10 protein-coding genes are annotated in these 15,820 nt (G+C 37.8%); 5 read left to right on the top strand and 5 right to left on the bottom strand.

The annotated features are described in order from the left end of the window. Positions 1 to 85: 85 nt before the first annotated feature. Both AB3H90_RS01855 and AB3H90_RS01850 read right to left on the bottom strand, forming a co-directional pair. Entirely contained in the window at positions 86 to 1,873 is a 1,788-nt protein-coding gene (locus tag AB3H90_RS01855) for an ABC transporter ATP-binding protein (protein WP_368016058.1), read from the bottom strand. Next, positions 1,870 to 3,609 carry an ABC transporter ATP-binding protein gene (locus AB3H90_RS01850; protein ID WP_368016057.1) on the bottom strand — a complete coding sequence of 580 codons (1,740 nt, stop codon included), beginning with the start codon at positions 3,607 to 3,609 and terminating at the stop codon, positions 1,870 to 1,872. Before AB3H90_RS01850 ends, AB3H90_RS01855 begins: the two co-directional genes overlap by 4 nt. Before the next feature lie 99 nt (positions 3,610 to 3,708). Between AB3H90_RS01850 and AB3H90_RS01845 the strand changes: the two genes are divergently transcribed. Further along, a complete protein-coding gene (locus AB3H90_RS01845; RefSeq protein WP_010718996.1) occupies positions 3,709 to 4,500 on the top strand; it encodes a MerR family transcriptional regulator in 792 nt (263 codons plus the stop codon). A 52-nt stretch (positions 4,501 to 4,552) separates the two neighbouring features. Here AB3H90_RS01845 and AB3H90_RS01840 read toward each other — a convergent pair whose 3' ends face one another. Continuing rightward, positions 4,553 to 5,584 (bottom strand): LacI family DNA-binding transcriptional regulator, encoded by a 1,032-nt coding sequence (locus AB3H90_RS01840; protein WP_010718997.1) that lies wholly within the window; start codon positions 5,582 to 5,584, stop codon positions 4,553 to 4,555. A 115-nt stretch (positions 5,585 to 5,699) separates the two neighbouring features. Between AB3H90_RS01840 and AB3H90_RS01835 the strand changes: the two genes are divergently transcribed. Genes AB3H90_RS01835 through AB3H90_RS01825 form a run of 3 tightly spaced genes read left to right on the top strand, consistent with a single transcriptional unit; the run spans position 5,700 to position 10,753 of the window. Next, entirely contained in the window at positions 5,700 to 7,937 is a 2,238-nt protein-coding gene (locus AB3H90_RS01835; protein WP_368016056.1) for an alpha-galactosidase, read from the top strand. A gap of 4 nt (positions 7,938 to 7,941) precedes the next feature. Then, a complete protein-coding gene (locus AB3H90_RS01830) occupies positions 7,942 to 9,819 on the top strand; it encodes a glycoside hydrolase family 2 protein (RefSeq protein ID WP_368016055.1) in 1,878 nt (625 codons plus the stop codon). Then, positions 9,800 to 10,753: a beta-galactosidase small subunit gene (locus AB3H90_RS01825; RefSeq protein WP_368016054.1), complete on the top strand. Its 954-nt coding sequence runs from the start codon at positions 9,800 to 9,802 to the stop codon at positions 10,751 to 10,753. The genes AB3H90_RS01830 and AB3H90_RS01825 overlap by 20 nt, the downstream gene beginning before the upstream one ends. 294 nt (positions 10,754 to 11,047) lie before the next feature. Here AB3H90_RS01825 and AB3H90_RS01820 read toward each other — a convergent pair whose 3' ends face one another. Together AB3H90_RS01820 and AB3H90_RS01815 are read right to left on the bottom strand one after the other, a co-directional pair. After that, positions 11,048 to 12,760 carry a sensor histidine kinase gene (locus tag AB3H90_RS01820; protein ID WP_368016053.1) on the bottom strand — a complete coding sequence of 571 codons (1,713 nt, stop codon included), beginning with the start codon at positions 12,758 to 12,760 and terminating at the stop codon, positions 11,048 to 11,050. Continuing rightward, complete coding sequence (locus tag AB3H90_RS01815) at positions 12,735 to 14,228, bottom strand: helix-turn-helix domain-containing protein (protein WP_368016052.1); 1,494 nt, start codon at positions 14,226 to 14,228, stop codon at positions 12,735 to 12,737. The genes AB3H90_RS01820 and AB3H90_RS01815 overlap by 26 nt, the downstream gene beginning before the upstream one ends. 218 nt (positions 14,229 to 14,446) lie before the next feature. Here AB3H90_RS01815 and AB3H90_RS01810 point away from each other — a divergent pair, with 218 nt between their 5' ends. Further along, complete coding sequence (locus AB3H90_RS01810) at positions 14,447 to 15,736, top strand: ABC transporter substrate-binding protein (RefSeq protein ID WP_368016051.1); 1,290 nt, start codon at positions 14,447 to 14,449, stop codon at positions 15,734 to 15,736. Positions 15,737 to 15,820: the final 84 nt, after the last annotated feature.

Genomic DNA, 15,820 nt, shown 5'->3' with positions numbered 1-15,820 from the left:
AGTCTAAAAATCTCAAAACATGAGGAGCTGTTTCGAGATTTTCTTCCTTATTACTCAGATCAAAGCGCACTTTTCACAACCTCTTTTATGTGATTTGAAATTGGCTATTATATAAACTAGCATAAAGTGTTGGTTTGCTTAATAGTGACTGATGGGTTCCTTGTTCAATAATATTTCCATTTTCCATCACTAAAATCAAGTCGGCATTTTCAATCGTAGATAACCGATGGGCGATGATAAAGCTGGTTCGGTTTTCTGTGACAGCATTCATTGCTTTTTGGATCATTGCTTCGGTGCGGGTATCCACGCTGGAGGTTGCTTCATCTAAAATAACTACGGAAGGATTCGCTAGCAATACCCGAGCAATGGTCAATAGCTGTTGTTGTCCTTGTGACAACGAACCATTTTCACTTGAAATAATCGTATCATATCCTTCAGGTAACGTACGGATGAAATGATCACATTGGGCAATTTTGGCAGCCGCAATGATTTCGTCTCTGGAAGCTTGCTGTTTCCCATAAGCAATATTATCTGCCACTGTGCCTTCAAAGAGCCATGTATTTTGCAAAACCATCCCAAAGTGTTTACGTAACTCACTACGAGAGAATTTCGTGATATCGATTCCGTCGAATTCGATTCTTCCATGGTTTAGCTCGTAAAATCGCATGAGTAAATTGACTAATGTCGTTTTTCCTGCCCCAGTTGGTCCCACGATTGCAATTGTTTGTTTTGGTTTAGCCGAAAAGTTGACATTTTCCATCAAGATCTTATCTGGACTATAACCAAATCGAACATCTTTGAACCTGATTGAACCAGCAGGCTGGTCAAGTGATGTTGTATTTTCGTGATCAGAACGCTCATTTGGTTCATCCATAATCTCAAAGATACGATCAATCGCCGCCATAGCAGATTGTAACGAATTGATGACATAAGAAGCGGTCGAGATCGGTTCAGAGATTTGATTGATGTACTGCAGATAAGCTTGTAACAATCCTAGTGTGAGTCCACCAGATATTACTAAGATCCCACCTAAGACAGCACTTAAAATGAACGCTGATTGATTGATCAAGCGAATCGCTGGATAGATGGCAAAGTTCATGAATTGCGCTTTTTTAAATGCTTGGTACTGTGAATGATTTACTTGACGGATCGACTCGATCGCTTGATCTTGTTGATTGAATGTTTTGATGACCAAGTTACCTGCAAGATATTCTTCCACTTTATTATTTAATGAACCTAGTTCTGTTTGATTGTCATCAGAAATCTTTTTGTTTTTATTCGCAAAGAGTTGAGTGACCCATGAACTACCAACGATCAATAAAAGAATCAGTAACGTCAATTTGCTGTCAATATAAAACAGCATCAAAATGGAAAATAAAATCGTTACGATGGAAGTGAAAAATTGATTGATCCCTGTTAGCAAGACTTGTGCTAGTTGATTCAAACCAGTCGTTGTTCGGCTGATGATATCTCCTACCTGATGCTGATCAAAGAAGGCCATTGGTAATGTTTTGAATTTCTTGGTCATTTCTTTTCTAACATTAAGTGTGATTTTTTCACTCAATGTAGCCATTGCGTATTCTTGAATGAAAGAAGTAATACTACTTAAAAAAGAAAAAACGAGTAATAAAACAACAGGGAACAAAAGGGCATCCTTGACATCATGAAATGTCATTTCAGCAATCCCGATCGTACGGATTCGACTTAAAAGCTGATCGATACCAACGCCCATGATCATCGGCATTGCAACGACCATCAGGTTACCGATTAAACTACATAATAGTAAGCCATAAAATGTTTTGTGATCAGATTGGATCATTTTCCAAAAGCGGATCAAACTATGTTTATTCATTTTTACATCAGTTGTTTTCATATATTCCCTTCTTTCAAAATCCCTTGTGATTTAGCAAATTCCTGATAAGAAAGACAAGTAGCAAGGAGTGTTTCGTGAGTTCCTTGTCCCACGATTCGGCCATTGTCTAAAACGATGATGTGATCAGCGTTCATGATTGTACTCAATCTTTGAGCCACAATGATCAATGTCTTATCAGCCATTTCTTCATGGAGGGCTGTTCTTAGTTTTGCATCCGTCTTGTAGTCCAAAGCAGAAAAGCTATCGTCGAAAACATAGATATCTGCTGGTTTGATGAGCGCTCGTGCAATACACATCCGTTGTTTTTGTCCGCCAGAATAATTATCTCCGCCTTGTGCAACAAAACTAGCTAATTTTTTGGGCAATTTATCCAAAACTTCCTCTAATTGTGAAATACGTATAGCTGAGGTCAATTCTTCTTCTGTTGCATGCTCATTGCCCATTTGCAGGTTTGATAAAATTGTTCCACTAAACAGAAACGCTTTTTGCGGAACATAGCTGATTTTTGAGCGAATCATTTCTTGTGTTAATTGTTGGAGTGGTTGACCCCCTAATGTAATCTGTCCACTGGTCACATCATTCAAACGAAGAAGCAATTTGGCAATTGTACTTTTACCAGAACCAGTTCCGCCAACGATGGCAGTTGTTTTGCCTTTAGGTACCTTAAAATGGATATCTTCCAATACAGGTTCCGAATCTTTGGTATAACTGAAAGAAACGTGTTCAAAAGATAACACATGCTCATCATCCATATTCAGCGAAGCTGTTGATGGATTTTCCGGATCAATGATCTCAATAGGTTGATTCAACACTTCTTCGATCCGCCGAAGAGAGGACATCGATTTTGGAACGACGACTAACACCATAGCTGCAGTCATTAGATAAGCCAACGTGAGCATCGAATATTCGACGATGGCAGTAACAGTCCCGATCTGTAGTGCACCTTCACTGACCAACGAACCACCAAACCAAAGAATGGCGCTGTATACGATCCCCATTAATAAAAAAGCAATTGGAGTGACCCAAGCAAATACGCGATTGACTCGGATCATCTGTGCGGCATATTTCTCAAATGTTTGATTGGTGCGCTTCTCCTCATAGTCTTGATTGTTGAAGGCTCGAATCATATTCACACCTGTAAAAAATTCCCTTAAAGTCACTGTGATACGATCCATTTTTGGTTGGATACTGAGAGATAGAGGGGTTCCTTTTTTCATTAAAATGTAAATAACGACAGCATAAATAAACACAGAAATCAATGTAATCAATGTCAATGTCATGGAATATTGAAGCATCATGACAATTGTAAACACCGCAATGATTGGTGCAGGTAAGATCATTTGACAAAAGAGTACAATCATTTGTTGGATATTATCTACATCATTAGTCATTCGAGTCAGGAGTGAGGCACTTCCAAATTCATCTGCATCTTTCATCGATAATTGTTGGAACTTATCAAAATAGGTTTCCCTTGTTTGGTAGCCAAATTTTGCAGACACTAGTGCAGAAAAATAGCTAGAAGCAATCGCTGAAAAAGTACCTAGTAAGGCTACGAATACCATTTGTAGACCAATGGTATAAATTTTACTGTTTTGACCAGTAACTATCCCTTCATCAATTAATGTTGCCACTAATTTAGGCACACCAAGTGTACCAATGATTTGTAAACAGACGAATAAAAAAGTCATGCCTACGATTTTTTTATTCTTCCATAGGAATTGTTTAAGTAATGTCATTTTGTTTCCTCCTTTTACTAGACAATAATGAATTTTACACCTTAAAGTTACTTGAAGGTCAATAGAAGAAGCGGTAAAATTAACAAGAGGTGAGCGGAAATGCCAAAACTTTACACGATCGGAGAAGTCTCGGAACTACTAAATGTACCAAAGTCAACGATTCGTTTTTGGGATGAGCAAGGGTTAATCCATTCTCTACGCCATGAAGAAAACGGGTATCGGATGTTTAATATTGATGATATTTTTCAGATCTATGACATCAATTTCTATCGAAAATTAGATGTTCCAATCAAACAGATGAAAAATTTATATGGAAAAACGATCGAAGAACATTATGCAACGATTGCAGAAACAGAGCAGCGGATTAAGCAAGAAAAAATAAGTCTGCAAAAAAAACATGAAGAAATCTTGGCTCGAAAAGAACAATTAAAACTTATGATTGACAATCGAGGCATTACCAAAGAAACAATTCCTTTTGCGGCAATCGTCATAGTGGATTCCGACGACATTTTAGATTCGAAAGCCTATCTTGAAAACTATGCCAGCTTCGGTGGGTATTTTGATTTTTCGCTGAGCGATGAAATGATTTATGGCTTCTGTACAGACCAAACATCAGCCACAATTCCACTGTCTAAAATTGTTTGGTACAATCAGCCTGGTAAAACTTATCATCGATTTTTATTACAAGTGGAAGTCAATCATACCGAAAAGAACAATATCGAAGAAGTAAGATTAACATTAGCTCAACGAGGGTATCAAACAGGAAATGTGATTGGACAGTATCTGCTAACGAAGCAAACGGAAGAAGGAGTCTATCATGAATATTATTTAGGATGGATCGAAAGCCAAAAAGTAGAAGCTGATTTAACAAATGAGGATAAGCAAAAGTAGACGAAGAAGGAGCGGGAAAGGATAGTTATCTCGCTCTTCTTCGTCTATTTGGTTAGGATTTATCAGGGTTAAAACTTTCTCTAATGATTAGTCGTGTAGGATAAGTGACAATGATCGGTTCCTCTCTCAAACCATCGATTCGCTCCACCGCTAATCGAACAGCAGACTGACCAATGGCTTTTGCATTGATCGCTACACTTGTTAAACTAGGAGATAAATCAGCAATCGCCTCGATGTTATCGAAGCTAACTAGAACGATCTCTTCTCCAATTTTTCGATTGTCTTTTTGTAATGCTCGATAAACACCTAATGCTAAAGGATCGCTACCGATCAAAATGGCCGTCGGTAAATCATGTTTTTGTTTTTCGAGAAGTTTGGTCGCTAACTGCTCTCCGGATTCCTCTGTCCATTCTCCTAAATAATAATTGATCTGTTTGGTCAAATGATGATCTTGCATGAAATGGCGGTAGGCTCTGAGCCTTTTTTCATTCTCAGTTGTTGATTTCCGACCAGCTTCGTTAATATCGATTTGATAACCACCAATATAAGCGATGTTGGTGTGCCCATTGTCTAAAAAAAGTTCTAAAACAGATTTAGTCATTCGTTCGAGATCCCCATAGACCATATCCACTTCTTGTTGGATATCTGGATTATCTACTACAACTAATTGTCGGTTCTGTTTCAATAAATCGGCGATTGCACCTTTATCGATCGTACCGACTACGATTATAGCACCTAATTGATCCAAATCTTTCCACTCGGTCGGGTTATCCGACATATTATAAATTCGATTCATGCCGATATGGAGTCGGCTGGCTTCTTCTTCTAGACCTGCTCGTAATTCTCGATAATAAATATCTTTTTCTTCGCTGGCTTTACTGATTGCTGAAATGACACCGATGGAAGGACGGCGTTTTTTAATATATTTTCGCTTGTTGATATCATAATTTAATGTGGCAGCTGCAGTGAAAATCCGTTGACGAGTAGCAGCAGAGACACTGATCGTTTTGTCTTCATTCAAAACTCTTGAGACCGTAGCAGGTGAAACATTGGCTTTTCTTGCGACATCTCTAATTCCAACCATAAAATGGCACCCCTTACAAAAAAATAAAAATTTTTATTGACATATTTGTTTAGTAAACAGTATACAGGAAATGTAACAAAAGTAAACGGTTACTATTTATTTGAGAGGTGAAACAATGGAACAAGTGATGAAGAATCAAAGAGTAGCTTTAATCACATTTGACGAACAGGAAAAAGTATTTCATCTATCCAATTCAGAAATTTCCTATATTCTTCAAATTGAAGAAAGTGAAGTTCTGGCTCATGTTTATTTTGGTAAAAGAACGACCCATTATCATAATTATAAAAAATATCCTCGCAGAGATCGTGGCTTTTCTGGGAACGTCCCCTTAAATGAAGATCGAACGTATTCAAAAGATACATTACCACAAGAGTATTCAGGGCACGGAGGGATGGATTATCGATTACCTGCCTTGATGATTCGTCGAGAAAATGGATCAAATCTGCTTGATCTACGTTATGAAAGTTTTCAGATCCAAGAAGGAAAGCCAAATTTATCTGGATTACCGCAAGCGTATATCAAGAATGATACAGAAGCAGAAACATTGATCGTGACGTTGAAAGATCGTGAAGAAAAGATTTACGTGGATCTTTCCTATACGATTTATCGAGAAAGAGCAGTGATTACACGTTCGCTGAAGGTAAGAAATGAAACCAATGATCCAGTGATGATTGAAAAAGCAGCCTCTTTTCAACTTGATTTTACGAATTCAGGCCGGTTTGATGAAGTGATTGCCTTACCAGGAGCGCATGTCAAAGAACGGCAGATGTCTAGACAAAGCATAACAGATGGCATCAAATCATTTGAAAGCCGTCGTGGTTCAAGCAGTCATCAGATGAATTCATTCATCGCCTTGACAAATCATGCAACAACTGAATTCACAGGGGAAGCGATTGGGATCCATCTTGTTTATTCGGGAAATCATTCCTTTGAGATTGAAAAAGATGCCATTCAACAATTTAGAGTGATCGGTGGGATCAATCCCTATAATTTTTCTTGGGAGTTACAACCATATGAAAGCTTCCAAACACCGGAAATACTCTTAACTTATTCTGATCAAGGGTTGAATGGGATGAGTCAAGTGACCCATCATTTATTACGGGAACGAGTAGCAAGAGGGCGATTCCAATACCAAGAACGTCCGATCCTAGTCAACAATTGGGAAGCGACTTATTTTGACTTTACGAGCAAAAAGATCGAAGCAATCGTTGATGAAGCAAACGAATTAGCGATAGAGATGTTTGTTTTAGATGACGGCTGGTTTGGGAAAAGAGATTCGGACCAATCTTCTCTAGGAGACTGGTTTGAATATCAAGGGAAATTGAAAAATGGCTTAAAAGGGATCTCTGACTATGTTCACCAAAAAGGACTAAAGTTTGGCTTGTGGGTTGAGCCTGAAATGGTTTCCAGCGACTCTCAATTAAATCGGGATCATCCCGAATTTATGATGAAAGAACCAGGTCGTCAACCATCAGCTTCTAGATCTCAACACGTCCTTGATTTTACCCGAAAAGAAGTCCGGCAGACGATTGAAACACAGTTACGGCATTTGTTAGACAGTGTGGAGATCGACTATATCAAATGGGATATGAATCGATCGCTATCTGATGTCTATTCGGTGTCATTGGGCAAACAAAACCAAGGGGAAGTTTTGCATCGTTATCTATTAGGATTATATGAGATGATGGAAAACTTAACAAACGACTATCCTCATATCCTTTGGGAAGGATGTTCTGGTGGTGGTGGACGGTTCGATGCAGGGCTGCTTTATTATATGCCACAGTCTTGGACTAGTGACAATACAGATGCGGTTGAACGCATCAATATCCAATATGGGACGAGCTTAGCTTATCCTATTTCAGCTATGACTGCCCATGTATCAGCTGTTCCTAATCATCAAACGGGTCGAGTCACCAGTTTAAAAACACGTGGAGATGTGGCCATGGGCGGGGTGTTTGGATATGAACTCGATCTAACAAAATTATCTAGTGAGGAAAAGCAGGAAGTAGCCGCACAGGTAGAATTTTATAAAAAAATCAGACAGACAGTCCAATATGGTGATTTCTATCGTTTACAAAATCCCTTTGAGCAAAATATTGCTTCCTGGGAATTTGTTTCAAAAAACCAACAGGAAGTCCTCTTATTTATAAATCGTCGGTTGGCAAATGCACAGCCCGAATTTCATGAGGTACGCCTTGTTGGACTAAGCGAAGAAAAACTATACCAGAACCAGATAGATGGCAAAGTATATTCAGGATCGGAATTAATGACAATAGGTCTTTATTTCCCGGATTTTTATGGCGATTTTCAAACAGAATTGATTCATTTTATGAGTATAGACGAAGGAGAATAGAAAAATGAACGCATTGATTGAATGGTTAGATGATCCGCAAGTGTATCGAGTAAATCAAAGGAAAGCCCATAGTGATCATGTTATTTATGGTGCTAAAGAAGAAGTGGAAACAGGAAACACCAGAATCCAATCGCTGAATGGGAAGTGGCAATTTTGCTATTCCCGCAATGCTTTAGAACGTCCAGTGAATTTTTTTGAAAAGGGATTTGATAACAGTGGCTTCGATCAGATTGATGTTCCTAGGCATATCGAACTAGCAGGATACGACAAGATCCACTACATCAATACGATGTATCCATGGGAAGGGCATGAGTTTAGACGTCCGGCTTATACAACCGCTGGTAAGGAAGAAGCCGAGGGGATGTTTTCTCAAGCCGAGTATAATCCAGTTGGCTCATATGTGACGAACTTTACTTTAAATGAAGAAATGAAAGAAAAGGCGATCACCATTCGATTTGAAGGTGTCGAACAGGCAAAGTATGTCTGGTTAAATGGGCACTTTGTTGGCTATGCAGAAGATTCTTTCACGCCTTCTGAATTTGATTTAACTCCTTATCTGGAAGAAGAGAATCGTTTAGCGGTAGAAGTCCATAAAAGAAGTAGTGCCGCTTTTCTCGAAGACCAAGATTTTTTCCGTTTCTTTGGGATTTTTAGAGATGTTTCATTGATCGCCAGAGGGAAAAATCATATAGAGGATATGTGGATCAAACCTCAAGTTGATCCCTCTTTTCAAAGCGGTTGGGTAGATATCGACTTGACTATTGAAAATCTTACTTCAAACGGAAAGCTGCGTGTCCGACTCCTCAATTGCAAAGGAGAAGAGATCCATCAAGAAGAAGTGAGAATCGAAGAACAAATCTCGTTGCATATTCCAGTAGATAAAATTACTTTATGGGATCATTTTCAACCCAATTTATACACCGCCGAATTTGAAACGTTTGATGATACTGGGGTGACGGAGTATAGTTACTATCCATTTGGTTTTAGAAAGATCGAGATCAAAGAGAGGATCATTTATTTGAATGACCGACGTTTGATCATCAACGGTGTCAATCGACATGAATGGCATCCTGAAAAAGGAAGAGCTATCGATTTGATGGATATGAAGAAAGATCTAGAAATCATTAAACATGCGAATATCAATGGGGTTAGAACCTCACATTATCCAAATCAAATCCCTTGGTATTATCTTTGTGATCAGGCGGGGATTCACTTGATGGCAGAGACCAATCTGGAATCTCATGGTTCTTGGCAAAAGATGGGGGCGTTTGAGCCGTCTTACAATGTACCGGGGAATGTTCCTCAATGGCGGGAGATCGTTCTTGACAGAGCACAGACAAATTTTGAGACATTCAAGAACCATACGAGTATTTTATTCTGGTCTTTAGGAAATGAATCTTACGCAGAAGAGAATATTCGTTTGATGAATGATTACTTTAAAGAAAAAGATCCCGATCGCCTTGTTCACTATGAAGGAAATTTCCCTAATCCTGCATTCGAAGATTCGATTTCTGATGTCAAGAGTTGCATGTATGCTACGCCAACAGATATCTGTGATTACCTTGAAAATGATGGGAAAAAGCCTTTCATTTTATGTGAATACATGCATGACATGGGGAATTCGTTGGGAGGATTGAATTCTTACATGGAATTATTAGATCGATACCCAATGTATCAAGGTGGCTATATTTGGGACTTTAAAGATCAAGCGATTCAAGTGATCGATCCATTGACGAAACAAAAAGTAATGAGATACGGTGGGGACTTTGATGATCGTCCAAGTGATTATGAATTTTCAGGTAACGGGATCGTCTTTTCTGATGGTCAAGAAAAACCGGCATTACAGGAGGTAAGGTATTATTATGGAAAATACAGCGATTAAAATGAAGATTATTTATGGAGATTGTACATTTGCTTTAAAAGGTGAAGGATTTCATTATATCTTTTCCTATACAAGAGGTGGGTTGGAATCCTTAAATAAAAATGGGAAAGAATGGTTGTATCGAGAAACGCTGCCGACGTTTTGGCGGGCTTTGACGGATAATGATCGAGGGAATGGGTTTGGCTATCGTTCGTCCATGTGGCTAGGGGCTGGGATGTACCCGAAAGTAAAAAATGTTCAAGTTTCCATTGATCAAAAACCAATCGAACAGCCAATTGCTCCGATCAATAATCGCTATTCCAATCATGAATATGCGCAATCAGCAGCGATCAAATTCACGTTAGAAATCAATTCGGTGCCCAAAACAGAAGTCATAGTCAACTATGAAGTACAATCTGATGGGGAAATGAAAATTTCTGTCTTTTATCATGGACAGCAAGGACTGCCTGAATTACCTTTATTAGGTTTTCGCTTTATTATGCCAACCAAAGCGAAATATTTTGAATATGAAGGACTATCAGGAGAAACGTATCCAGATCGAATGGCAGGAGGAATCGAGGGTACTTATAAAGTAACTGGTTTACCAGTGACTCCCTATCTCGTGCCACAAGATTGTGGTGTCCATATGAAGACGAAATGGCTAGAAATCACTAGAGATTCTACGATGAATAATGCGGATCAAGGAAAGGAGGAATTTTCATTACGCTTTGAACAAGTGAACGGCGATTTTGCATTTTCAGCTCTCCCCTATAAAGCCGAAGAATTAGAAAATGCTACGCATCTTGAAGAGTTACCACCAGCTAGAAGAACCGTCTTAGTGATTCAAGGGAAGGTACGTGGTGTAGGAGGAATCAACAGCTGGGGAGCAGATGTTGAAGAAGCGTATCATATTTCAGCGGAAGAAGACCATGAATTCAGTTTTATCGTGAAGTAAAGGTCGTGAAAGAAGCGGTCAGCTCCGAGCAAATAAGAGGCAATTTTTTAAAACACCTTTTCATGTTAAAAAAATTTAGGCTTATTTCAAGGAGCTGATGCTTGAATGCTGTCTATCTAGAGGAAGGATTGATAGCTAAGTATCGGTAAAGAACAATAGCTTTTCATATTATTAGCAGTCACGAAAAATATAAAACCATAGACAAATAGACGTTGCTTTTCTAAAATCATCTATCTTAGAAGGGCAGCGTCTATTGCTTATAAGTATCAACTAACTGAATTGTTTATTTTTGGATTAACTGATTAATGGCAATGTGATTTTTACCGTTGTACCAACACCCATAATCGATTGGATCTGCAATCCATACTCTGTGCCGTAAAGCAATTTGATTCGTTCGTTCACATTCTTGACTCCGATTCCAGAAAAATAGTCCTTGTTTTTTTTCTTTTGATTTGTATCAAATCCATCACCGTTATCTACGATTTCAAAGATCAATTGTGTTTCATGAATTTTTCCGAATAAAGTAATAAACCCACTTTTTTTTGTTTGAAAAGCATGTAAAAAAGCATTTTCAATAATTGGCTGGATCATCATATTGGGCACTTTAAAAGGGTATAGTTCATCGGGGACCATGATCCGAGTGGCGATATCATCACCATATCTCAATGAAAGAATATGGATATAGCTTTGCACACTTTTTAATTCTTCTTCGACAGTGATTGTTTCTGCTTTTTTTCCAATGGTACTTCTCAATAAATCAATAAAATGATCGATTCCATGAATTGCTTTTTGATTTTCTTTTTGCCAGATCAAAAATTTTAGACTAGTTAACGTATTGTAGATAAAGTGAGGCTGGATTTGGGCTTGCATCGTTTGAATCTCTAATTGGCGTTTTTTCTTTTCGTTTTCAATTGAAGTAAAATAGTTCTCGTCGATCGTTGTTAATAGTTGATTGATTGTAGTGCCTAAAGTCTTTGTTTCGTAGGTCCCTTGAACGTCTACTTGGGTATTATTAGGAATTTTTTTGATATGTTTTAAGGACTGAATCAAGGCATAAATCGACTTCGTCTGACGGTTCATATAGCGAAAGACAATAGCACCAACTACCATTAAAGTCATCAAATTAAAAAGGACGATCGGAACAATCAGTCCCATTTGATTGACTAGTGAACGAATATTTACTTTACTAATCAAAGCTAAGTTTTGTCGATATAATGGAACACGTGTTAAACGATTATAATCAACTGTTTTTGTTTCATTGGTATTTAAATCATTTAACAAGTTGGTTTTGGCACCAATCATGCCAGTTTCATTGGAGGTAATGATTTGATTTGCTTCATTGATGAGATAGATTTTGGAGACCTCCGAATGGATCGTTTCATTGAATAAATTCGCTAGCTCATCTGCAGTTATCGCAATGACAGCATACCCATAAATATGATTCAACGAGGAAGTCAATTTCTTAATGAATAGGATGCTGCTTTTTGTTTGGTCACGAGTAGTCAAACCAAAGTCAACAAAGAACATTTGGGTCGATGCTTTATGTGCCTTTGCTTTTTGTACGACATCAGATCTCATGAATGCCGCAGCATCCATACTGGTAAGCATCTCGTTTCCAACGAAGGTATGTCCACTTTCACCATAGATCATCAGATCGTAATTGATGGAAGGAGAGATCGAAGTGAAGCTTCGGTTCATTTGTTGGATCGTTTTTACATTTGCGTAGTTATCTAACGAAGAGTGCGGATCGTTAGAGAAATAATTTTCGACTGCAGGGTTGTTAGCGACCATCGTTAAGGTATTTTCGATATTATCATTCAATCGTTCAAAATCACGTTGTATTTTGCCAAGCGTTAGTTCATTCGATTTATCAAATAGATGGATATAAGCGTTTTTGGATCGATCATAAATGAAGAAGGACAGAATAATCGCTTGAGTAAGAAGCGCAATGACTAGGACAACCAGTAGTTTTGTAACTAGTTCATACTCTTTGAATTTTTTCTTCATGTTTCAAACTTCCTTTTCGATATTGAGAAGGATTTAGCCCAGTTTCTTCCTTGAATACTCTTGAGAAGTAACCAAGTTCAGCAAATCCTACTTGGTAAGAGATTTGTGAAAGTGGCTCGGTTGTCTCAAGCAAAAGCCGTTTCGCATGTTGTATCCGGACTTTTTTTAGATATTTAGTGAAGCTAATCCCATATTTCTCGGTAAACATGGTAGATAAATAACTATAGGAAAAATGAAATTTTTCGGAGATGATTTGCAAGGAAATATCTTGATGATAATTTTCTTGAACATAATCATAGATCGCTGTCAGAATTTCTGAGTTTTCATTCTTTTCCGGCGTGCTCCAACGCATCAATTGAGTGATGATTTTAGTAAACGTAATGGAAAAATCTTCGATGGTGGCGACGTTCGTTATAAGTGTTGGTAACGTAATTTTTAATGTCGTCAATTCTTTCGTCCCTTGACCATCTTCTAAAGCATTGATGAGTGCGTAGAGACGATTGATTGTTTCGTGTTTTAAAAATAAAGGGTCAATTTTTAAAGCGATCAGAGTCTCAATCGCAGATTTCATTTCTCTGATAGCGGATACATAATCTTTGTTGACAATCTTTGTTAAGTAGCTTTTTGTGCTCTGATCAAAGTGTGGAATCAAAGGGACTAATTGTTCTTCCGATACAACACCAGCACTTTTCTGATAAAAACGTTGTCCTTTGCCTAATTTTTTTAATCTTTGAAAACAATCGAACAGCTCACTTAGCTCTAAACAAGGGGAAATAATCAATAATGCATCAGATTTTTGCGCATATTCACGCAAAGAAGTCTGAATTTGTTCGAAACATTCCATGGAAGAAACATTTAGTAAGCAACCATATTCATAGTCGAGAGTGGTAAAAGGCTGACAATCAATCCAGGGTTCAGCTCGTTCTTCGTTACTTTTTAGAGAAGCTAGTGGAGCTAAATCATCCATTTCGCTATAGACGATGTAAAATAACGGGAAACGAAAAGGATCGTTAGATATCGTTGTTTTTTGTCCAGAGAAATATTGTGTTAAAGCACTATCTAGAGAGAATTTAGAGTCTAGATTTTTTTGGCCTTTTTTAACCAAATGGTTCAAAGCAGAAAGCAGGTTTTCTGGATTCAATTTTGGTTTAAGTAAATAATCGGATACGCCTTCTTTAAAAGAGTCTTTCACTAGTTGAAACTCATCATGGCTTGATAACACTAATATTTGAATATCAGGCTTGCTTTTTTTTAAGAGGCGAGCAAGTTCAATCCCATCCAGTTCAGGCATGATAAGATCAGTAATGACAATATCAATATCATTAGAATGAATAGAGAAAAAATCAAGCGCTTCCAATGAGTTTGAAAAAGCGCCTTTAATTTGGAATCCGTGGTTTGACCAATCAACCAAATTGGCTATGCCATGTAAGATTGTTTTTTCATCGTCGATCAATAATAAATTAATCAAGCTTGTTCCCCCTTTTAAACAGTTTCTCTTTTTAAAATACGGTTTAATTGGCAGAAAAGCAAGATGAATTACTCAAAATAAAAAAATTTGAAATCTAAATTTGTGATTTTTTCTTATTTTGGGATATTTTTTGGAACTCTTTTAGAAATTAAGAAAACGATTACATTTTTTGGTATGATTCACATGTAAAGAATAAAAATGAAAAAGGCGGGTTGGATATGAAATTCAAAAAATTAGTAGTAAGTGCGACGCTTTTAGCTTCAGCAGCAGTTTTGTTTGCGGGATGTGGGAGTTCCTCGAATTCAGCAACGAAAGATGAAAATAAAATCAGTGTTTGGGCATGGGATGAAACGTTTAATATCAAAGCAGTCAATGAAGCAAAAAAAGTCTATGACAATAAAGACGTCGAAGTGGATGTCGTTACGATGTCACAAGATGATATCGTACAAAAGTTAAACACAGCATTAGCCAGTGGAAATACGGATGGATTACCGAATATCGTGTTGATTGAGGATTATCGTATTCAAGGTTATTTGAATTCTTATCCGGACGCATTTTCTGAGTTAACCGATATCGTAGATGAATCCAATTTTGCTTCGTATAAATTTGCGGTTAATAAGATCGATGATCAAATTTATGGCGTTCCATTTGATTCAGGTGTTACGGCTAATTTTTATCGAACAGATTTGTTAGAAGAAGCCGGTTACAGTCAAGCAGATATGCAGAATTTAAGTTGGGATGACTATTTACAAGTTGCTCGAGATGTTAAAGCAAAAACGGGTAAAAAAATTACTGAAGTGAATCCCTCAGATCTTGGACGTGTCCGTATGATCATGCAAGAAGCTGGTGAATGGTACACTTCGGAAGATGGAAAGACGGTTACGATCAAAGATAACCAATCATTGAAATATGGATTAAATCTATTTGCTACACTACTTAAAGAAGATCTAGTGGAACAAACTTCAGATTGGAATGCAGGTGTCACGGCCATTCAATCAGGGGCTGTTGCATCCAGTCCAATTGGTGCTTGGTATTCCTCAACGATCCAAGGTGCTGAAGATCAATCAGGGAAATGGGCAATTGCACCGACACCTTCATTACCTGCCAATATGCAAAAAGCACAAGCTTCTAATTTAGGCGGAGCTGGGTGGTATGTGATCAAAGGTGTTTCAGGCGAAGAAAATGCGAAAGACTTCTTGAAGAAGACCTTTGCGACTAACGAAGACTTGATGGGAACCTTAGCGAAAGAAATCGGGTTAGTTTCTACCATGTTAAGTGCAAAAGATCAACCAGCTTATCAAGAGTCTTCTGAATTCTATAGTGGTCAAAAGGTGTTTGAAGACTTTTCTAAATGGACAGCGGAAATTCCACAAGTTAATTATGGACAAGAAACCTATGCAATCGAAGCAGTTGTAGCAGAGTCATTACACCGAATCATCAATGGAGAAGATACTGATAAAGTCTTGGCAGATACGCAAAAACAAGTAGAAGCACAGTTAGCCAATTAAGTAGAGTGAAATGAGTTGATTTAGAGGATCAAATTTGTGTTGGCTGGTGATTTTTGAACGGTCATCAGTCACACAAATTTGCTA

The organism is Enterococcus sp. C63 (assembly GCF_040887215.1).
GTDB classification, from domain to species: Bacteria; Bacillota; Bacilli; order Lactobacillales; family Enterococcaceae; genus Enterococcus_B; species Enterococcus_B hirae.
The sequence above is the reverse complement of the archived record's forward strand: the minus strand, read 5'-3'. Positions and strand labels throughout refer to the sequence as shown.